The organism is Vibrio sp. 1288, assembly GCF_033344475.1.
Map to the genome: position 1 here is coordinate 138,273 of NZ_JAWPOX010000002.1, position 20,437 is coordinate 158,709.

Consider the following 20,437-nt stretch of genomic DNA (forward strand, 5'->3'; position numbering starts at 1 on the left):
GAGCGCGAATTATAGCGATTTGATTATCAGGTATCTATAACAAACTCATCTATTCCAGCTTAGTTCATCGAGTTTTATTTGGTTTGTAAAAATATCAATGCTCTATCGGCGATTTTCTGTCTAATTTCACCTTGAAAGCCTCATGGTTATAGATCGGTTCATGAAAAATGTCGCAATCTTAATACAAAGTATAAGCAATGGTGTGCTTATATGGGGTAAAGCCTGTAATCAAATTGGTGCATATTAAATACAAAAGGCTGAGCTGCTCTGGAAATAGTTCTAAGTCGATAGGCTTATCGTTGACACAATCCATCTATAAAGAGGATCGGCAGGTCCCAACTGGAATGTCGCGAATTGACTGTGAATTTTGAGCCTTGGGCTAATTACAAAAAAAGGGGCTAGGGTATGAGTGAATCTACGACAACAGTGCATCCAAAAATGCAAACGACTTCCAGTCTAACTCCTGTTATAGAGTGGTCTTACGATATTGATACTCGCGAGTTCGAATGTGATCAGCAAGGAATGGCAAAGGCATTTGGGATAAGTACGCCAGTAACCAGCCTAAATAACTTGTTTGATCATATGCTGATGGGGCAACAAGAAACGCTAAAACAACGAATTCTAGAAGTGGAACTCTTTGGCGGACGGGGGCGGTTTTCTTGTTGCATGATGCTAAAAAACGTTAACTTAGTGCACGTTACTATTAGTTTTGAAAGGCTCAATAAGCGCATTATCCAAGGCACTATCATTCCACAATTAACAATCACTGGTTGCGAGGAGTTAGCGAAAATTCTCGAAACGATTTTTGATTTGCCAAATGTAGGCGTTTTAGTTGCCGATGAAGATACGCGCATCTTAGGTTGTAACCGTGCCTTTGAGTTACAAATGGGCTATCAAAACCGAGATCTGGTTGGGCTTAAAACTCATATTTTCAGTACCTCTCACCATAGCCAAGCGTTTTATGATCAGCTGTGGCAGCAAATTAATGATGAAGGATGTTGGTGTGGTAACTTGCTGAGCAAAACAGCAAACGGTAGCAACCAAGCTCATCATCTTTGTATTTACCGACTTACGTTTCATTCTGGACGAATTCTTTATCTCGGATTTTCTACGGATATTTCTGCTTCGTTGTTGTGGATGAAAAATCGTTGTGAACAACAGCATGATTGGGCTGCCTTTTTACCAACGAGGAAAGAATTTGAACTCCAATTAGCTACCTTAGCGAATGAAAGCAGAAATAAAGAACTCAACATTGTTATGACACTAAGACCCAAGTTTTCGGAGAGATACTTGCTTGAACAGCAATTAGGTTTTGCAGATTTTATTATGCGAAGTCGCTACACCAGTATTGCGGGGCAGTTATCTCGGGATGTGTTTGTCGTATGCTTGCAGACCCCTCATTGTCAATGGTTGAGCCCGGTTCGTTTGATCCAAATTGCCATGAAAGGGTTCTTTAATGAGCTTAGAAATGAAATGGGCACAAAAATGCATGCCACTATCGTTAAAGGCCAAACTGGTGTGTCAATCCTTGGCTATGATACGAACCGACCAAGACAAGCGCTAGCACATGCAGCGCAAGCGATGTTGTCCTCTATTTCCGGTGAAGGCAGCTATTTCAACTTTTACGATAGTGAACTTCACTCTGAATTAGTGAAGCGCCAACATCTCGAGGCGTTTTTGGAGGCGCAAATAGAGAGTGGGCTAGTGGACGTTTACTTTCAACCGATTATCGACGTTCAAACCGGAAGAGTGGTTAAGTTCGAGGCTCTCGCACGCTTCTATGATGAAAATGATGCGTATTGTACGCAAAAGATGATCGCTATTATTGAAGATCTAGAACTCATAGCGGCACTTGATGATGTGGTCTGCCAAGCTGCGTTGAAGCATTTTCCGCGCTTACAAGAAATTTATGGCGAGGAAGTGGGCGTGACCATCAATCGCTCCCTCAATACGAAATTGGATTCTCTTCAGATCCTTCAGCGGTCGCATGATTTGATTAAAGCCAGTGGTGTAGACCCTAAGCGAGTAACTATCGAGCTAACAGAAACCGCGTATTTTGAACAAGATGAGGAGCATACTCGAGCTCTAGAGGAAGTGCGGAAAGAGGGCATTGAGATCGCGATTGATGACTTCGGTACTGGGTATTCTTCTTTTTCTTATCTAGAAAAAGGGCAGTTTGATTTACTGAAAATAGACCGAAAATTCGTCAAGAACATTCATAAAGGGAGCACTAGCTATAACATTGTGAAAATGGTCACCGAGCTTGCACAGCAAATGAATGTAAAAGTGGTTGCTGAAGGCGTGGAATCTAAGCAAGAACTTCAAGTATTGGCAGAAATCGGTGTCGATTACATGCAGGGCTTTCTATTTTCTGCTGCCGTGCCTGTCGATTTGATGGATAAAGCGGACAGTTATGAGCATCTGTTCTCTGACATCGCGATTGAGTCTAAGCAAAGTGATGTGTTGCAATCTTTGAGCCATGAACAAGTCAGGTCTATGGACCCTGGAGAACCGCTCTCCTTGGCAGTGGAGTACATGAATTTGAATCCAAGCTCGCCTTTAGTTGTTCTCAATGAAAATCGTTGTGTTGGGTTAATTACGAAAGAGACGGTGAATTTACACCTAACGCCTTCGATGGGAACAGAGCGAGAAACTGAACGAGAAAGCCGAATTTGGAAACGTCCTGTTAATCAGATAATGAGCACCGAATTTGTGTTGGTTGATGAGGATTTACCTGTCTCTGTTATTCGAGAGTTGGTTAAAACCGGCATCCGTTTCCCTTGGGTACTGTGTAATACCAAAGAAGAGTACCGTGGAGTTTTAACGCAGGAAGACGCGTTGAAGTATCTTGCTTCTCTGTGAATAAAATTGTCTTACCGTTTTAGCTCATTTGGGGGCCGACTTTCGGTGGTTTGGCGATAGTTGATTTGATATTATCGCCCCCCAAATGACTTTTGAGCGTGCATTCAACATGATTCAACAATTGCTGGTTACTTTCCCTCCGATGCTATTTGGCGCACAAGCGCTACTGACTTTGCTTCTAATCAAGGGCGATATTTGTCCTGGTCAGCGAGGACGTCTTCATAAAATGTTGCCTGCAGTAGCTGTATTGTGGCTCGCTGTTGCGTCACTTCGCATTGAAGCATTTATGATCGTGTTTGCTATTTTCTACTTCTATTCTCAGGTTCAAACCAAGAAAACGCGTGAAAAAGGGCCACTATGGGCGATGCATTTAGCGAATGGTTTGGCCTTTGCGTATGTAAGTATTCAGGTATTTGAGCAATCAAGCTGGCCAGCATCGATAGCGATGGCGCTAATGATATTTTTCCTTGGGGCGTCATTTTCTCAATTGCTACTTACGATAGCTCGCAGCAGATTACAGGCATTTCACCGCATTTTACCAGTTACTGGCATTGTGTCTGGAATGCTATTAGTCATCGCAACGTTGTTTGCTTCTTACCAGTTAGATGAAGCCACACTAAACGCTGCAACACAGCCGATCTTGCTGTCTTTAGCTATGCTAATTTCTTCAATTATCGTGTGGTGTTGGCATATTTTTACGCATAAGAAACCAGAAAAGGTGCAACTGAGCGTAGCTTTGTTGCTAGCACTCGCGTCGATGACGAGCCTGCAAGGTTTATTCTCTCTCGCGGCTTGACCTCTACTCTAAAGACAAAGTTAGACGGCTTATATCCAAGTGCTTTCTTGATGCTTGGGTATAAGGTGATCACGTTTTAGATCTCACTCACTTTAAATTCGCGTGATTACTACTACGCTTGTTTATATACCTTGTCGAAGAGGAGAGTCGCGATGGATTTAAGCAATGTAGGTAATCTGGACAGCACTATTTTGCTAGGTATCGTCAACGAAAAGCTACGTTTAGAGTGCGACAGTTTTGACGAGTTAGTATCAGTGTATGAGATGGATGTAGAGTCTGTAGTCGGCAAGCTTGATATGCTCGGTTATCAGTACGATCCATTGACTAACCAATTTAAAGCATATCAACGCTAAGCCTTTCATAACCCAAATCTTTTAAGCCACCTTGATTCCGTCAAGGTGGCTTTTACATTGTAGCCTCGCGGTTGCGAAAAAAGCTTGTAAGTAACGCTTTTCTTTCTCTGAGTGACGCGTTGCAGCAAACAAGCGACGCCATAAGCCTTGGCCAAAAGGTTTACTGGTAATAAGACCTTGGCGAGAAAATTCAGAAATCGCCCAATTGGGTAGTGCCGCCACCCCTAATCCAGCAGAGACCATCTGAACTAACATGAGAGTGTTGTCGGCTTGCTTCCATTTCGCAGGTTCTATTCCTGCTGGCTGAAGAAAGTGTTTTACGACGTCTAGCCTTTGTTTTTGAACCGGATAAGAGAGCATGGTTTGATCTGCGAGATCTTGCGGATCAATAATTTCTTTTTCCGCCAATGGGTGGTTGGTTGCGGTAATTAAACGCATTTCAAAGTCGAATAGAGGCTCGTAGTGGACTTCAGATCGAGGTTGGATATCGGAAGTAATAACAAGATCGAGTTCGCCTGCCAATAAAGCTGGGAGTGGTTCAAAGCCAAAACCAGAGGAAAAGTCCAATGTTACGCTAGGCCAAGCAAGTTGGTACTCCCTAAGTGCAGGCATTAGCCATTGGAAGCAAGAGTGACATTCAATGGCCATATGTAATCGGCCATTGACGTCTTCTTTCAAGCTCGCTAAATCATTTTCTGCTCTTGCGAGTTTCGGAAGGATATCTTCTGCAAGACGCAATAGGATTTCTCCCTCTGAAGTGAACTTCACCGGACGAGTCTTTCTCAGGAACAGTTGCCCTCCAATTCGCGCCTCCAAATCTTTGATCTGATGAGACAGTGCCGACTGAGTGAGATGCAAAGCGGTCGCTGTCGCCGTTAGAGAGCCAGTGTCTCGAAGCGAAGTGAGTGTCCGCAAATGTTTTAGCTCTATCATGAATTCCTTTCATCCTTTGTTGCTCGCTATGAACAGAATAGCAATCGTGTAAATAACTTAACGACAAAAAATGGATATGTAAACGTCTAGACGTCTGTTTGTTGTTTTTATTTGCGAATCATGTCGCTTCATGATGAATTTTTTTAATAAACAAGTTGAATAAATGGACGTTGTTCTAATATCAGATGAGAGCGATAGTTTAGCCATCCAGACATCTTACTCTTTACCGAAAGATGCTCTGATCCAAACAAATTGAACAAAATTGAGAAAGGAATAGGGACATGGCGACAACGACTCACATATTAGGTTATCCACGTATCGGTGAAAAAAGAGAATTAAAATTCGCTCAGGAGAAATACTGGCGAGGGGAAATTGATCAAGCTGAGCTTAAAAAGGTTGGGGCAGATCTACGCGCCAAAAACTGGCAAACACAAACGGATGCTGGTCTGAGTTTTGCCACCGCTGGCGACTTCGCTTGGTATGATCATGTACTGACGACCACGTTGCTATTGGGTCATGTGCCAAAGCGTCACGCTGATGGTTTCCCTAACCTGGATACGTTGTTTAAAGTGGGTCGCGGTCAATCTCAGGCGGGTTGCAGCTGTGCGGGCGCTGCGGCATCGGATATGACCAAATGGTTCAACACAAACTACCATTACATTGTCCCTGAGTTCAGCAAGGACGATACGTTTGAAGTGAGCTGGCCGCAACTGTTTGAAGAAGTCAACGAAGCGCTTCAAGCTGGCCACCAAGTGAAGCCTGTTTTGCTTGGCCCAGTCAGTTACCTTTACTTGGGCAAAGAGGTCGAAGAAGGGTTTGACCGCTTAACCCTGCTACCACGCTTACTTACTGCTTACCAAGCTATTTTGGCAAAGCTAGCAAGTCAAGGTGTTGAGTGGGTTCAGATTGATGAGCCAATTTTGTCACTGGAGCTAGAAAGCAAATGGGCTGATTCGTTTAAGCTAGCCTACCAAGTGATTCGAAGCGATGTAAAAGTGCTGCTAACGACGTACTTTGACTCCGTAAGCGATACGCTAGACAAAATTGTAGAGCTACCGGTGGATGGTTTGCATATCGATTTATCTGCCGTCCCTAAGCAGCTTGACGATGTAGTTACCAAGTTACCGGAGGATTGGGTGCTTTCTGCTGGTGTTGTGAATGGTCGTAATGTGTGGCGTTCAGATTTAAGTACCCAACTCGAGCGTCTACAGCCAGTCAAAGAGAAACTGGGCGACAAACTTTGGGTTGCCAGTTCATGTTCTCTGCTACATAGCCCTGTTGATTTAGCACTGGAAACAGAACTGAGCGAAGAAGTAAAAAGTTGGTTTGCCTTTGCAAAACAAAAAGTGGCAGAAGTCGCCTTGCTTGGCCGAGCGCTCGATGGTGATCAAAATGCGATTCGCGCTTGTGATACCTATAGCCAGCCAATCAAAGCGCGCAAGAGAGCAACACATGTGAATAAACCTCAAGTACAAGCGCGTTTAAACAACATTACCGCGTCACTTGCCGAGCGCAGCGCACCTTATGCAGAGCGTGCTGCGCATCAAGCTGAAGTATTGGGCTTGCCTTTGTTGCCAACAACGACAATCGGCTCTTTTCCTCAAACGGGTGAAATCCGGGTGCAGCGCAGCGCTTATCGTACAGGTCAATTATCTGAGTCTGAATATATCCAAGCACTTAAAGGACATATTGCTGACGCAGTGAAACGTCAAGAGGCGCTCGACCTAGATGTGCTTGTTCACGGTGAAGCAGAGCGTAACGACATGGTGGAATACTTCGCTGAGAACTTGGCGGGTTTTCAAACGACCAAATTTGGTTGGGTACAGAGTTATGGCTCTCGCTGTGTGAAACCTGCCATTGTAGTTGCTGACATTGAACGTGAAAAACCGATCACAGTTGAATGGTCGACGTACGCACAATCGCTAACCAGCAAACAGATGAAAGGCATGTTGACTGGACCAGTAACGATTTTATGTTGGACGTTCCCACGTGAAGACATCACACGTCAAGAAATTGCGCAGCAACTTGCTTTGGCACTGCGTGATGAGGTGTCTGACCTGCAAGATGCAGGCATCAATATCATTCAAATTGATGAGCCAGCCATTCGAGAAGGTTTACCACTCAAAAAACGCGATCACAAAGCGTACTTAGAATGGGCCGTAAATGCGTTTAAGGTCTCTGCGGCAAGTGCAAAACCAGAAACTCAGATTCACACTCATATGTGTTACAGCGAGTTCAATGAAATCATTGATTCGGTTGCGGCACTCGATGCGGACGTCATTACCATTGAAACATCTCGCTCGAATATGGAGTTGCTGAAAGCATTTGAAGAGTTCAATTACCCGAACGAAATTGGCCCTGGTGTTTATGACATTCACTCACCAAACATTCCTACGGAAGAATGGATTGAAGGTTTAATCAAGAAAGCGGCAGAAAAAATTCCGGCTCAACGTTTGTGGGTAAACCCAGATTGTGGTCTGAAAACACGAAACTGGAAGGAGACAGAAGCCGCATTGGCAAATCTGGTTTCAGCGGCGAAGAAGCTCCGTGCTGAGCTGGCGTAACACATCGTTACAGCAAATAAAAACGGAGACTGTGGTCTCCGTTTTTCTATTCTTAATTGTTAACTTTCGTTTTCAGATTATCCAATAATAGCGAATCATCGTCTCATGCCGAAAGCAACAAAAATTACTGTAGCTACTTCACCTGAGTACAAGTCTGTGCGGAAACCAACTCATCTGCCATCAACTGACCGCGAGAATTACGTACCTTAATACGATACATCAAGCCCATATCAATTTGCTTGCGAACTTCTGGGTTGCTGCAGTAGGTATAGATACTGGTATTCAGTACTTGATTTAACGGCTTTGCACCGAGTGCGCCATCGTTATAAATCATCATCATCTCTACAACATTTTTGTTGGATGAGACACGCATTATTTGCAGTGGACCGTACTCTAAAGGGAGGCCCGCTGACAAGACTCCTGCTCGGTTTGATGCCATAAGCTCAAGTTGGCGCTGATTATCATCGGTTGATGAACAGCCAGCCAGAGCACCAAATACCAAGAAAAGACACAGTAATTTTTTCATAAATTAAAACACTTTTTTGAACGGTTTCACGATTACATGATCGTAAACACCAGCCGCTACATAAGGATCGGCTTCTGCCCACGCTTTAGCATCCTCTAGAGAGGCGAATTCAGCGATGACAGTTGAGCCCGTAAATCCAGCTTCTCCAGGATTGTCAGAATCTATCGCAGGCATCGGACCAGCTGTAAGAAGGCGACCTTCGTCTTGTAGCTTTTGTAAGCGATCCAAGTGTTGTGGGCGAACGCTCATGCGTTTTTCCAACGAGTTCTCAACGTCCTGTGAAAAGATGACATACCACATAGCATAGTTCCTTAATTGGTAGGGTAAAGTGTTAATTTAACGCCTTTTTTGTGTCTCTCACAAGTGAACAACAGAAAATGTGAGATCCTTTCTAACTGTTAGCGTTGTAGGTTGACTAATTCTGAACCGGACGTGGTTTACCTTCACTGTCAATGGCTACGTAGTTGAAGGTCGCATCACAAACCATGAAGCGTTCGCCAACACCGTGAGCTTTGACGGGTTTGACCCATACTTCCAAATCGACACTCATGGATGTGCGGCCGATCTTAGTGCATTCGCCGTAGCAGCATACGACATCGCCCACACCAACAGGTTTTTTGAACGTAATGCTTGATACCGAAACGGTGACAACGCGACCACAAGAGATCTCTTTTGCCAGAATCGCGCCCGCTAAGTCGAGCTGAGACATTATCCAACCGCCAAAAATATCGCCATTGGCGTTTGTATCTGCAGGCATTGCAAGGGTACGAAGCAGCATTTGACCTTTCGGAGAGCTAATTTCTTGACTCATTGTGACATCCTAAATCTTAAAGGCGCTCAAACTAAGCGCCAACATAGTAAATACCTAGAACCAAAGGTCCTTAAAAAACCGCAGATACCGGACCAGAGAAAGTTGGTTTACAGCAGCAAGAATGGTCTGAAAACGGTACGTTGTTTGAGCGGTTTACTGATACATGGAGCAAAACAGCGACCTTAAGGTCGCTGTGAAGTCGCGGATTATAGCAAAACTGAGTTTTTAATCATCAGTGGACACATCGGATGAGTTATTTTTTTGTTCTTTTGGCATGTGTTTATAAATGTAAAAGCCAGTCGCAATCATGTAGGCAAATGTCGCGATCAACATTCCAAATACTTTGAAGTTAACCCAAACATCCAACGGCAATTCGTAAGCAATATAAATATTTAGGCCAGCGAAGAATGAGAAGAAGCCAACCCAAGCCCAGTTAATCTTTGCCCAAACAGCGTCAGGTAACGTAATTTCCTTGCCTAGCATACCTTTGATGGCTGATTTTCCCAATGCGTGGCTCACTGCTAAGCCAATCGCCAGAATCGCGTAAATGATGGTGACTTTCCACTTTATAAAATTGTCGTCGTGGAAGAAAAGGGTCATGCCGCCGAAGATAGTGACGATAACAAATGTTATTAGCTGCATCTTTTCGACTTTCTTATACAGCGCGTAGGTGACGACAAGTTGAATGGCTGTTGCTACGATCAGTGCACCTGTCGCTACGTAGATGTCGTACAGCTTGTATAAAGCGAAGAAAACGATGAGTGGTATAAAGTCTAGGATCTGCTTCATGATGGCAAAATCTACCTAATTATTGAATTGAAGACAGTCTAACGGAATCTGACAAGATGTGAATACTGAGGAAGTTAAGGTAAGAATAGTAACGCTTAGTATATCGTACAGCCCGCAAGCTTCTTCCACGTCGAAACAGCAAGTGGAAGGAATAAAAATTGCCGCGTGAAGCGGCAATAGAGTTGAGAGTTTTAAACCTTAAGCCACACGTTGATATTGGGAAATAAGCGTTTTTACATCTTCTAAATAGCCTTCCCGCAGTAAGTTATCGACCGTTGCTTCTAGCTCTTCGAGAGACATCGTGAAGCAAGTGGATTTACCAGTCATCAGGGTCAGATATTGATGATACTCTTCTTCTGTATAGTGGCCTAAGCGATCAAGTAACAGTGTTTTGATTCCATGATGAATCAAGCCGTAGTATGTATGTCGATGAAGTAACATGGCGATCTCCTTATCAAGCTCATACGCTACTCATTTGCAGCCTGCTTGACCTTCTGGATAATTCGATTTACTCCAATAATGCACATCTAGTGCCAATTCTATATTTGCAAATTAAAAAGTGCTGGAAGGTGCAAAATTCTCGTTCTGTAACCATCTTTGGATGACGACTTGAAGTGCATTTAACGTGGTGGGCTTTTCGAGCCTGTCATCCATGAGTTTCGAAATTAGCTCCAACTCTCTAGCTCCAGACTCACCAGATAAGGCAATGATTGGAACGGAGGATGTGATTTGCTTAATCCGCTGGCTGGCGTCAAATCCATTCATTACCGGCATTTGGACATCCATAAGAACGAGATCAATCTTGTGAGAGTGGAATAGTTCTACCGCAGAGGCTCCATTATTTGCTTGTAAGCTGTTGACTCCCAATCTTTTTAAATACATCTGTACCAAGGTGCGTTGCACCTCTTTGTCATCTACAATGAGCACTGTTGGTGCATCTTTACATACTTGTACGTGTTGAGCTGAATGATTTTCAGAATGTGATGCAGTTGCTTTCCAGCTATCAAAGTCCGGTGCTCTTAATGTCTCTGGTTTTGGTGCGTTTGGTACGACTGGGAAATACAAGTAGAATTCTGTGAACTCGTTCAATTCAGACTGGCACTCTATTCGTCCTCCGAAGGAGCGCATAACACGTTGGCAATAGCCCAAACCTAAGCCACTGCCTCCGCTTTTTTGATACGAGAAAAAGTCATCAAATATCTTGTATAAGATACTGCTATCTATACCTGGCCCACTATCTCGGAAGATCAGAATGTTTTCGTAAGCCCCCGTCTGGGTACGAATCTCAATTTGACTGTCGGGATAAGAATCAAAATAGTAGATAGCGTTACGAATCAAATTGAAAATGACAAAGTTAAACAGGGTCTCATTTAACTTCGCGACAAAATCGTGTGCCTGTGGCAGGTTAATTCTCTCTATTATTTGATCGTTTTCAAAACCATAACGGCTTACTGCTTGGTCGATGGCTTTATGTATGGAAGTGAGAGCTAAAGGCTCATGCTCTGGTGAACTGTCGCTAACTTCTCGTAAAATAATATCGATAAGTTGTCTACCGCGTTGTATAGCGGCTTCACCTTTATCAATTTCTCTTTTTAGCGTATCCAGTGAGGCGTTTGACTCTATATGCTGTTTTAAAGCTTCAAATTGTAATTGTACTTGAGCGAGAGGGTTACGCATTTCATGTGCAATGGAGTTAGCCAGCGCACGGCTTTGGCGTACCTTTCTATCGGCTTCAATGGTGCTCTGGATGCGAACTAATAACGTTTGCAGAGCTGAGATTTCTTCATTAGAAAACAGCTTATTATCTATTTTATGTGAAGAAATTAGTAAGTGAGTAACAGACTTTCCACGACCGAAGAGAGGCATAACGAGCGCAGTATTGCTTGAGCGCATGCGCTCGTAGAGCTTTCTCATCGACCCTTTAGAAGAGGAGGCATAATCAATTTCTTCAGACAACTCATCTAGCACGAGAACTGACTTGCTTGACGGCAGGTACTCTTCGTAAAACGTTTCTGTGTAATTGCTAGTGACTAGCTGTAGCTTGTTGTTTGGTATGTTAAGTAACGATGCCAACTGACGCATAGCATCATCTATTGAGCGTTTAAACTCTTCCTCTAACCCAAGGATTTGCTGAACGGGAGTGTGTCGTTTCCCATAAATAAAATACGAAGCGAAACGACTGACTCGCTTAAAAAGCAAGTGCCAAGTGATACCGATAAGCGCGCATAAAGGTACCGCAACAAGCCATTGGTTATCTTCAGAGATAGGAATAAATATCGCCCCTAGCGGCAGAACAAAAATGGCGCAGACTAAGAGCGCGCTTACCGTTAAGTACGTGAGATATTTAGCGCTGTAGAAGCGAGAGGTAAGTAGGGCATAGCCCACAAACAACATTTCGCTGATTGAAAGTGCTGGTGGTAACCAAGTTAGGGAGAAGTCGCCAAGGAAATACGTCATTCCAAGGTGTATCACTGCCGTAGATAACATGAATACCAAAATGCCAGCGATCATATAGTTGCTTTTTGCTAGCGTGAGCTTGCTGCTGTTAGCGCGCATGGCAATCAAGTTAAGCAGCGTTAGTACCACGAAAGCTAGCAAACTAATGAAAAAATATGAGGTATGTGGGCCAAATTCAATGACGAACTGGCTTGGACCACTAATGGTGACATTTTCGACAGTAAGATTCGGCACTAAGTTGATGTACAGTGAATACGTTGCTAGTGCGACAAAGACGACTTTTTGCCAGACTTTGACCGCTGTTTTTTTAACATCTGCGGTTAACTGGCAAGAAAAATAGAATGCAAACGCAAAGGCGAAAAAAGACGCTAAGTTCGCTAACTTAGCCATAAAAATGCCACCAACAGAGCCTAATTCTGGCAATAAATCGGTATGGAAATAGGCGTTGCTGCTTATCCAAACAATGATACAGCTGGAATAAGCGATGTAAGGCGCGTGATGCGAGCCTAAGATTGATTCACTCTTCTGTTTTAGGCGATAGCAGTAATACAGTAACCAAGCGAATACTATTAGTACAGTCGCGTACAATGCCATTGCTTTTGGGTAAAAGAGACCGTGCAAATGAACATCAAGCATGCTCATTCACCTTTTTATCCATTCTTTTTGTTCGTACGCAATGTTTGTAGTCGCGAAATTGTATGTCTTGAAATGCTTCAACCATCATACCTAAATTCCAGAAACCGCGGTATGTCTTGGTACCGTCACCGTTAATGTCGCGGTATCCTGAGTGAAAGTAGGCACTTAAATCAATAGATTGATAGAAATTTAACATAAATACTTGCTCAATAATGGTAAAGCCGAGCTTATAGCCTGCTTTATAGAGCTCGCTCATCATAGTTTTTTGCGCCAGATACAAAAAATACAGCTTTTGTTGAATGTTGCCTCCCACCGTAAGACGCAGTACTTCGCAAACCGCTTCAGTGTTCTTTACATGAGATTGAAACTGAGCATCAAACCCAATAAGAGTGTGCTCATGAGTTAGAGCAAGACACTCCAAAATACCCAGTTGATTGAGAACACTGTACCCATGATTAGGAAAGCAAAACTGCCATTGTTCGTTACTAAACTGTGGTGAGTAACTGAGCCAGTTATTTCGTTGATGCCAGCCTTGCACTAAAGCGGAGGAGACCATGATTGGTGAAGATGACGATTTGAGCAAGAGCGCAAAGTGCTGCCCTTTTTGCGAGAGTGATAAAAGAGGCAAGATTTCAAACCATTGTTCAGTTTGGACGAAAAGCTCAAGATTATTCAGTGTGATCGCTTCGGAAATCGGCATTAACGCTGCATGATTTGGCAGCATTACCTCAAGATCGCAATCTGCGATATCTTCAATTAACACGCTAGTATAGCTGTGGTCGTCAAACGGAAGCGGAGTAGGAATCGCAGCTTCGTTTGAAGGATATTTTTGCTTGATTGCTTCGATCTCGCATTGACACCAGAAAACCATCCAATGCGGGTAACAATCTGCGGCAAGTTGTTCAAGTAAACGAATCTCTTTGGAGAAACCTGTCGGATACTGTTGCACTAAATCTCGATAATCCATTAACTCAAATAGTGCAGAAAGACTTTTTGATGCGTGTTTAGGAAAGAGAGATTTAAGCAGTTTTATTCGATACAGAGCAACCTGTTGAAAAAGAGCATCTCGTTTTTGTTTCGTTAGGGTAAGAATAACTGAGTCAACCAGTGCCTGCTGCTTTGATTCGATCGGCAAATTTGTTTTGGTGAGATATTCCAAAGATTGCTCAAGACTCATGATATAACCTAGTTCTAACGTTTTGTTATATTTTGTAATGGTTTATATCATTTTGAAAAATTTATGCCATCGGTTTCTATTTGTATAGTTACGTAATGCAAGAAAAGACAAAAAAACCGCTCATAATGAGCGGTTTTTGGTCTATTCAAGAAAGGGTTAGGCTTCTTGCTTTTTAAGCTCAGCTTCTGCCGTTTCTTCTTCAATTAGCGCATCAACGATAACTGCACATGCAGCATCACCTGTGATGTTCAGTGCTGTACGAATCATATCGAAAATACGGTCAAGAGCGAATAGCAGCGGTAGACCTTCAATTGGAATACCAGCGGCAAGAAGCACGGCAACCACTAGGAAAGAAGGGCCAGGAACACCCGCTTGACCAACCGCACCCAATGTAGACGTTACGATAATTGCAATGTAAGCGCCCATGCCTAGATCGATATTGAACAGTTGAGCAAAGAAGATAGCAACCAAGCCATAGTAAATCGCATTACCTGACATGTTGATCGTTGCGCCTAGAGGCAGAACAAATGATGCAGTTGAATTTTTTACGCCCAGCTCTTTTTCACAGGTGTCCATTGTGACAGGCAGTGTTGCCATAGAAGACGCTGTTGAAAGCGCAACTGCTTGCGGTTTCTTCATTGAAGACAGGAATTTCTTCGCAGATGTCTTCGTGAAAACATGCACCATTGCTGGGTAAACAACGAAACCGAAGATTAGGATGGCGGCAACGTAAACAACGAACAGTTTAAACACCACCATTAGCGCACCAAAACCAAACGTACCGACGGCTTCTGCCATCAGACCAAATACACCGATAGGTGCAATGATCATTACTTTGTTGATCATCCAAACCATTGCGTCAACGATGCAGTTGACACCATTGATGATTGGTTCACGACGCTCTTTTGCTTGCTTAGAAATCGCAATACCAAAGAACATACAGAAAACGAGGATCTGTAGGATGTTTGCTTCATTTAGTGATTGGAAAACGTTGGTTGGGATCATACCAGTGATGGTTGCCCAGAAAGTCGGTAGTTCACCTTTTGAAGCGTATTCTGCTGAGAACATGCCTTCAACGCCAGAGACGTCGATACCCATGCCTGGTTGGAATACTTCACCCATAAATAGTGCAAGCGCAACGGCTAGGGCGGATGTTAAACCAAAATAACCTAGAGTGACGATACCAACTTTACCTGCTGACTGGCTGTTCCCAAGACCAGCGGCGCCAGAAATCAAGGCTACAGCAACCAAAGGAATAACCAACATTTTGATTAAGTTGATAAAGATAGCACCTAAAGGAGCGAACACTGTCGCATCATGACCCATCATGGCACCAACGGCTGTGCCCACGATCATGGCGATTACGACTTGTACGCCAATGTTGTTTAGCAAACTCTTTTCTTTTAACACTTCCATAACCTCTGTGCTAATAAAATGTAAAATCCTAAAATTACCCACTAACCATAAATGGATTTACGGATAATTATCTCGCCTTGCTTTTTACACTTATCGTTTACAATTGGCAATATGCAGCAAGGTATTATTGATGGATTAATCGATATTTTATTGACGAACGATAAAGTTTTGTTCAATGGCAAACGTTTGCTATTGATTTTTCTTATAAGGGTTACGCTTGGGATTGTTCAAGTTTATTTCTCTTTATTTGTTTTCTTTTTGTTAATTTTAACCGCTTTTGTATTTGCTATTGCAGTCAGAGTTTTTAGTGACTTGGGGTGATATTTATAACAATTCATCTCTTTCAAGCTCACACTTTTATTAATTTGCCTTCTGAAATGTTAATTGCTTTACATTCTTAGTCCTGATTGCGTTGTAAACATAATGTTAAATGGTAATGACTGGTGAGAATCAAATGCTGACGATCCAGTGTTAAGGATAACTTGCTTAGTTAATGCTCCTGAGCTGATTAGACGAGAAAGACAAGTAAGAGGTGAAGAGACTATGATGAATCTTGCTGCTGCGTTACAAAGAAATGCTGCGAGTAAACCAGATAAAACGGCGTTGATATGTGGCACTGAAAAGATAAATTATGCGCAGTTTGATGCGATCGCCGGCAAGATCGCAGCGTCTTTAATCAATAAAGGCGTAAAGCCAGGTGACCGCGTTGCGATTTCATGCCCAAACATTCCTTTTTTCGCGTTTGTTTATTATGCAATACAAAAAGCTGGCGCGGTTGCAGTCCCATTAAATGTGCTTTTGAAAGCGCGAGAAATTAAGTATCACTTAGAAGATTCAAAAGCGAAGTTTTATTTCTGCTTTGAAGGGACGAAAGAACTGCCAATGGCAAAAGAGGGTGTCAAAGCCTTTGAACAAGTCGATACATGCGAAGGCATAGTCGTATTGACTCAATCTCAAGATGAAAGCTATTGGAATGGTGTAATAACTCTCAATGCGTTTATAGCCGATGTCCAACCGTTGCCGGATTATATACCGCGTAATGCGGATGATACATGTGTGATTTTGTATACATCAGGGACGACAGGCTTACCAAAAGGCGCTGAACTGACTCAGCAGAACATCATAATGAACGCTCTGGTGGCACAAAACATTATGGGCAGCCAGGCCGATGATATTCACTTAGTAACTTTGCCTTTATTTCATACATTTGGTCAAACCGTCCACTTAAATGCTAGTGTTTTGGGCGGGGCAACATTGGTGTTAGTGCCTAGGTTTGAGCCTAAACATGTTCTTGAGCTGGTGGAAAAACATAGGGTGACGATATTTGCTGGTGTGCCAACGATGTACATCGGTCTGCTTCATGTGCAGCATCAATTTGATACCTCGTCATTGCGTGTTGCAGTAAGCGGTGGTGCGCCATTACCAACCGAAATCTTTCGAACCTTTGAAGAAACATTTAATGTGCCGATCTTAGAAGGATACGGGTTGTCGGAGACAAGTCCTATTGCATGTTTTAATCATTTAGATCAGGAGCGAATACCAGGCTCGGTAGGTCAACCGGTTCAAGGCGTCGAAGTAAGAGTTATCGACATTGAAGGCAATGCACTACCGATAGGCGAAGAAGGTGAGATTGTTGTGCGTGGTCATAATGTTATGAAGGGATATCTTGACCGCCCAGAAGTTACTGAATCTGCGCTACAAAATGGTTGGTTCCATACTGGTGATGTGGGCCGCTTTGACAGTTCAGGTAATTTATTTATTGTCGATAGAATGAAAGATCTGATCATTCGAGGTGGATTTAATGTTTATCCCAGAGAAATTGAAGAAGTTTTCATGACTCATCCTGCCGTTTCAATGGTCGCGGTGATAGGGATTCCAAATGAAGAGTATGGCGAAGAGATAAAAGCCTACGTTGTACTTAAACCAAAAGAATACATTGACGCCGATTCATTACAAAAGTGGGGTAAAGAGCAATTAGCCTCGTTTAAATATCCTCGTTATGTCGAAATTCGTGAACACCTCCCGATGAGTGCGACAGGAAAGATTTTGAAACGTGAGTTGAAATCTGAATTGAATATAGCTTAGTCAATTCAATGGTTTTTGTGTCACAGCGCCACTTGCCTAAGTGCAAATGGTGTTGTGCTCTTGACCAATTAGATGCATAAGGTTTTTAGCTATCGTTAGACAATACTTACCGTTTGTTGAATGGATCTATTGCTCGAGTTCTTTAAAGTATTCTTCTAAGCGTTTCGGATTGGTAATGGTTACTGAGCCATAGTTTAGCTCTAGCATCCCAATACTTTCTAATCGTTTTAGTATCTTGTGTACGCTCTGACGAGTTAGCCCCATCATGTTAGCGATATGTTCTCTTGTTACCCTGACAACGCATGGTCGAGTATCGATCGCTTGATTAAGTTGGTATTCAGCAAGTAGCAGCAACCTTTTGGCGACTCGTTCTTCAATTCCTCTAATCGCGTCATCTTCGATAACAGAAATAGCAGACCACAAGCGGCGGCTAAGTAAGTCGAGTATAGTGGGGTAACTTTGAGGGTATTTGGCGAGTAATTGGCGAAATTTATCTCCAGGAAGCTCCATTACAGTCACGTCCGAATGCGCGGTCGCACCAAAAATACGAGGCATGCCGGGAGAAAAAACATTGTCTCCAAACCAGCCACCAGCTTCGAAAATCATCAGTGTGACTTCTTTGCCTTTTGAACTAATTGAGTTCACTCTCACTGCACCTTGAGCTATGACCATAAGAGAAGATTGAAGCGCACCTTTATTGCAAATCAGTGCTTTTTCGTCGAAGCAGCGAACCTTAGTCATTTGCGCTGCTTCACTAAGCCCTTTATCTGGCAGCCCTGATAGTACAGGACATTTGGCTAGCAGTGTTTTGACTTCTTCCATGTAGCAACCTTACTGCACATTGCTTTATTGAGTTAGTTAAGTTACCCAAGCTTAACACTCTTTGAGTGCTCTGCTTGAGATAGATTTGGAAAGTGCGGGCGTTGAACAAAAAATGACGTGGTATAAACGCGATAGTAAGAAAACGCCCACTAAACATAATGTTAAGCGGGCGTTGTTGTGTCATATCAAACTGAAATTATTTTTGAGTGGCAGCTTTCATTGCAGAAACGAATTCACCTAGCTTGTCGAGCATAATTTGTGGCTGCTCAACGTTCGCTTCAATGATTTTTACCACGGCTGAACCAGAAATTGCACCAGCCGCACCAGATTCTAGTGCTTGTTTCACCTGTGCAGGCTCAGAGATGCCAAAACCAAGTAGCGCTGGTGGCGCATCAAATTTGTTCAGTCTATCCAGCATATGACCTACAGGCATGTTTGCTTTGGTTTCTGCGCCAGTAACACCTGCACGAGAGAGTAGGTAAGTGTAGCCGCCACCTAACTCAGATACTTGCTTCAGTGTTTCATCACTTGCCGTTGGTGGTGCGATGAAGATTGGGTGAATACCAAACTTCTCTGCAGCCGCAACGAACTCAGTACTTTCATTAGTTGGTACGTCTGCAATCAAAACAGAATCGATGCCTGCTTTTGCACAACGCTCATAGAAGCTCTCGATACCACGAGAGTAAACAAGGTTCGCGTACATCAGAAGGCCAATAGGTAGCTCTGGGTACTTAGCTCGGATCTTACCAATTTGTTCGAAGCAGATATCCGGTGTTGCGCCTGAATCTAGCGCACGAATGTTAGCGCCTTGGATGGTCGGGCCATCCGCAAGAGGATCTGAAAATGGAATACCGAGTTCAAGGGCATCTGCGCCAGACTCGACCAGTGTTTCCATGATTTTGTAAGACTGCTCGGCGTTTGGATCGCAAACCGTTACGAACGGTACAAATGCGCCTTGGTTCTTTTCGTTTAGGCGCTCAAACATCTTTTCATAACGGCTCATTAGATTGCTCCTTTTTCTTCTAAGATGGCGTGTACGGTGAAGATGTCTTTGTCACCACGACCTGATAGGTTAACGACCAATAATTGCTCTTTTTCTGGATTCTCACGAGCCATACGCAGTGCATGAGCCAGTGCGTGAGAAGATTCTAGAGCAGGGATGATACCTTCGTGACGCGCAATCTCTTGGAATGCTTCTAGCGCCTCATCATCTGTTACGTTGTCGTATTCAGCACGGCCGATTGCGTTTAGGTGGGCGTGTTGTGGACCAACTGAAGGGAAATCAAGGCCAGCAGATACTGAGTAAGACTCTTCAACTTGGCCGTTTGGATCTTGCATCAATGGCGCTTTCATACCGAAGAAGATGCCTGTTTTACCATGCTTAAGTGGTGCACCGTGCTGGTCAGTATCGATACCTTTACCTGCTGGCTCAACACCAATTAGGCGAACGCTTTCTTCTTCGATGAAGTCAGCAAACATGCCGATAGCGTTTGAACCACCGCCCACACATGCGATAACCGCATCAGGAAGACGGCCTTCACGTGCCAAAATCTGATTCTTCGTTTCTTCACCAATCATGCGTTGGAAGTCACGCACGATGGTTGGGAATGGGTGAGGACCTGCCGCTGTACCTAGTAGGTAGTGCGCGTCTTCATAAGTTGCAGACCAGTCGCGTAGCGCTTCGTTACATGCGTCTTTAAGCGTAGCTGAACCCGAGTGGACAGGAATAACTTCTGCGCCCATTAGCTTCATACGGAATACGTTCGGGCTTTGACGCTCAACGTCTTTTGCACCCATGTAAACGCGACACTTAAGGCCAAGCAGCGCACACGCTAGTGCAGTTGCTACACCGTGTTGGCCTGCGCCTGTTTCTGCGATGATTTCGTTTTTACCCATGCGTTTTGCAAGTAGCGCTTGACCTAACACTTGGTTGGTCTTGTGCGCGCCACCGTGAAGTAGGTCTTCACGTTTTAGGTACAGTTTGGTTTTCGTACCTTTGGTTAGGTTACGAGTTAGAGTCAAAGCCGTTGGACGGCCCGCATACTCTTGGAGAAGCGTCATGAATTCGCTGCGGAATTCTGGATCTTCTTGCGCGTCGATAAACGCTTGCTCTAGTTGCTCCAGTGCTGGAACTAGAATTTGCGGAACGTACTGACCGCCGTATTCGCCAAAGTAGGCATTCAGTTTTGCCATCGTTATATTCCTTCTCG

Annotated in this window: 17 protein-coding genes; 5 read left to right on the top strand and 12 right to left on the bottom strand. The window is 43.6% G+C overall.

Annotated features, from left to right (window positions below):
* The first annotated feature begins 405 nt into the window (after positions 1–405).
* The 3 genes from R8O11_RS02185 (at position 406) to R8O11_RS02195 (ending at position 4,011) form a co-directional block, all read left to right on the top strand.
* Complete coding sequence (locus R8O11_RS02185; protein WP_158159707.1) at positions 406–2,862, top strand: EAL domain-containing protein; 2,457 nt, start codon at positions 406–408, stop codon at positions 2,860–2,862.
* Positions 2,863–2,947: 85 nt separating this feature from the next.
* Positions 2,948–3,658 carry a hypothetical protein gene (locus tag R8O11_RS02190; RefSeq protein ID WP_169628528.1) on the top strand — a complete coding sequence of 237 codons (711 nt, stop codon included), beginning with the start codon at positions 2,948–2,950 and terminating at the stop codon, positions 3,656–3,658.
* A 152-nt stretch (positions 3,659–3,810) separates the two neighbouring features.
* Positions 3,811–4,011, top strand: coding sequence for a DUF4250 domain-containing protein (locus R8O11_RS02195; RefSeq protein WP_005376762.1), 201 nt, complete (start codon positions 3,811–3,813; stop codon positions 4,009–4,011).
* 21 nt (positions 4,012–4,032) lie between these two features.
* Here the strand turns inward: R8O11_RS02195 and metR are convergent, their stop codons facing one another.
* Complete coding sequence (metR, locus tag R8O11_RS02200; RefSeq protein WP_005376763.1) at positions 4,033–4,944, bottom strand: HTH-type transcriptional regulator MetR; 912 nt, start codon at positions 4,942–4,944, stop codon at positions 4,033–4,035.
* Positions 4,945–5,225: 281 nt separating this feature from the next.
* Between metR and metE the strand changes: the two genes are divergently transcribed.
* Positions 5,226–7,508 carry a 5-methyltetrahydropteroyltriglutamate--homocysteine S-methyltransferase gene (gene metE, locus R8O11_RS02205; RefSeq protein WP_274648177.1) on the top strand — a complete coding sequence of 761 codons (2,283 nt, stop codon included), beginning with the start codon at positions 5,226–5,228 and terminating at the stop codon, positions 7,506–7,508.
* Positions 7,509–7,641: 133 nt separating this feature from the next.
* Here metE and R8O11_RS02210 read toward each other — a convergent pair whose 3' ends face one another.
* The 8 genes from R8O11_RS02210 to R8O11_RS02245 all read right to left on the bottom strand — a co-directional run bounded on the left by R8O11_RS02210 (position 7,642) and on the right by R8O11_RS02245 (position 15,320).
* Positions 7,642–8,034, bottom strand: a complete 393-nt coding sequence (locus tag R8O11_RS02210; protein ID WP_005386726.1) for a GspS/AspS pilotin family protein — start codon at positions 8,032–8,034, stop codon at positions 7,642–7,644.
* A 3-nt stretch (positions 8,035–8,037) separates the two neighbouring features.
* Complete coding sequence (locus R8O11_RS02215) at positions 8,038–8,334, bottom strand: YciI family protein (protein ID WP_005386727.1); 297 nt, start codon at positions 8,332–8,334, stop codon at positions 8,038–8,040.
* Positions 8,335–8,449: 115 nt separating this feature from the next.
* Complete coding sequence (gene yciA, locus R8O11_RS02220; RefSeq protein ID WP_005376768.1) at positions 8,450–8,845, bottom strand: acyl-CoA thioester hydrolase YciA; 396 nt, start codon at positions 8,843–8,845, stop codon at positions 8,450–8,452.
* 225 nt (positions 8,846–9,070) lie between these two features.
* Positions 9,071–9,634: a septation protein A gene (locus R8O11_RS02225; protein WP_005376769.1), complete on the bottom strand. Its 564-nt coding sequence runs from the start codon at positions 9,632–9,634 to the stop codon at positions 9,071–9,073.
* A gap of 198 nt (positions 9,635–9,832) precedes the next feature.
* On the bottom strand, positions 9,833–10,075 hold the full coding sequence (locus R8O11_RS02230) for a hypothetical protein (RefSeq protein WP_017634694.1): 243 nt from the start codon (positions 10,073–10,075) through the stop codon (positions 9,833–9,835).
* 111 nt (positions 10,076–10,186) lie between these two features.
* Complete coding sequence (locus R8O11_RS02235; RefSeq protein WP_318193877.1) at positions 10,187–12,727, bottom strand: hybrid sensor histidine kinase/response regulator; 2,541 nt, start codon at positions 12,725–12,727, stop codon at positions 10,187–10,189.
* A complete protein-coding gene (locus R8O11_RS02240) occupies positions 12,720–13,904 on the bottom strand; it encodes an acyl-homoserine-lactone synthase (protein ID WP_318193878.1) in 1,185 nt (394 codons plus the stop codon). The genes R8O11_RS02235 and R8O11_RS02240 overlap by 8 nt, the downstream gene beginning before the upstream one ends.
* A 156-nt stretch (positions 13,905–14,060) precedes the next feature.
* A complete protein-coding gene (locus R8O11_RS02245; RefSeq protein WP_005376774.1) occupies positions 14,061–15,320 on the bottom strand; it encodes a dicarboxylate/amino acid:cation symporter in 1,260 nt (419 codons plus the stop codon).
* Positions 15,321–15,863: 543 nt separating this feature from the next.
* Here R8O11_RS02245 and R8O11_RS02250 point away from each other — a divergent pair.
* Entirely contained in the window at positions 15,864–17,405 is a 1,542-nt protein-coding gene (locus R8O11_RS02250; RefSeq protein WP_054577046.1) for a long-chain-fatty-acid--CoA ligase, read from the top strand.
* Positions 17,406–17,531: 126 nt separating this feature from the next.
* On the opposite strand, the gene R8O11_RS02255 is transcribed toward R8O11_RS02250, so the two are convergent.
* From R8O11_RS02255 to trpB, 3 genes are all read right to left on the bottom strand, one after another.
* On the bottom strand, positions 17,532–18,227 hold the full coding sequence (locus R8O11_RS02255; protein ID WP_005376777.1) for a Crp/Fnr family transcriptional regulator: 696 nt from the start codon (positions 18,225–18,227) through the stop codon (positions 17,532–17,534).
* 196 nt (positions 18,228–18,423) lie between these two features.
* Positions 18,424–19,230: a tryptophan synthase subunit alpha gene (gene trpA, locus R8O11_RS02260; protein WP_318193879.1), complete on the bottom strand. Its 807-nt coding sequence runs from the start codon at positions 19,228–19,230 to the stop codon at positions 18,424–18,426.
* Entirely contained in the window at positions 19,230–20,420 is a 1,191-nt protein-coding gene (gene trpB, locus R8O11_RS02265) for a tryptophan synthase subunit beta (protein ID WP_005445041.1), read from the bottom strand. The genes trpA and trpB overlap by 1 nt, the downstream gene beginning before the upstream one ends.
* Between the last annotated feature and the right edge of the window lie 17 nt (positions 20,421–20,437).

Bases quoted from the DNA above. Each gene is read 5' to 3' on its own strand.
- R8O11_RS02235 (WP_318193877.1), bottom strand. From the start codon at position 12,727: ATGCTTGATGTTCATTTGCACGGTCTCTTTTACCCAAAAGCAATGGCA.
- trpA (WP_318193879.1), bottom strand. From the start codon at position 19,230: ATGAGCCGTTATGAAAAGATGTTTGAGCGCCTAAACGAAAAGAACCAA.
- R8O11_RS02215 (WP_005386727.1), bottom strand. From the start codon at position 8,334: ATGTGGTATGTCATCTTTTCACAGGACGTTGAGAACTCGTTGGAAAAA.
- R8O11_RS02225 (WP_005376769.1), bottom strand. From the start codon at position 9,634: ATGAAGCAGATCCTAGACTTTATACCACTCATCGTTTTCTTCGCTTTA.
- metR (WP_005376763.1), bottom strand. From the start codon at position 4,944: ATGATAGAGCTAAAACATTTGCGGACACTCACTTCGCTTCGAGACACT.
- yciA (WP_005376768.1), bottom strand. From the start codon at position 8,845: ATGAGTCAAGAAATTAGCTCTCCGAAAGGTCAAATGCTGCTTCGTACC.
- trpB (WP_005445041.1), bottom strand. From the start codon at position 20,420: ATGGCAAAACTGAATGCCTACTTTGGCGAATACGGCGGTCAGTACGTT.
- R8O11_RS02190 (WP_169628528.1), top strand. From the start codon at position 2,948: ATGACTTTTGAGCGTGCATTCAACATGATTCAACAATTGCTGGTTACT.
- R8O11_RS02250 (WP_054577046.1), top strand. From the start codon at position 15,864: ATGATGAATCTTGCTGCTGCGTTACAAAGAAATGCTGCGAGTAAACCA.
- R8O11_RS02240 (WP_318193878.1), bottom strand. From the start codon at position 13,904: ATGAGTCTTGAGCAATCTTTGGAATATCTCACCAAAACAAATTTGCCG.
- R8O11_RS02230 (WP_017634694.1), bottom strand. From the start codon at position 10,075: ATGTTACTTCATCGACATACATACTACGGCTTGATTCATCATGGAATC.
- R8O11_RS02185 (WP_158159707.1), top strand. From the start codon at position 406: ATGAGTGAATCTACGACAACAGTGCATCCAAAAATGCAAACGACTTCC.
- R8O11_RS02195 (WP_005376762.1), top strand. From the start codon at position 3,811: ATGGATTTAAGCAATGTAGGTAATCTGGACAGCACTATTTTGCTAGGT.
- R8O11_RS02255 (WP_005376777.1), bottom strand. From the start codon at position 18,227: ATGGAAGAAGTCAAAACACTGCTAGCCAAATGTCCTGTACTATCAGGG.
- R8O11_RS02210 (WP_005386726.1), bottom strand. From the start codon at position 8,034: ATGAAAAAATTACTGTGTCTTTTCTTGGTATTTGGTGCTCTGGCTGGC.
- R8O11_RS02245 (WP_005376774.1), bottom strand. From the start codon at position 15,320: ATGGAAGTGTTAAAAGAAAAGAGTTTGCTAAACAACATTGGCGTACAA.
- metE (WP_274648177.1), top strand. From the start codon at position 5,226: ATGGCGACAACGACTCACATATTAGGTTATCCACGTATCGGTGAAAAA.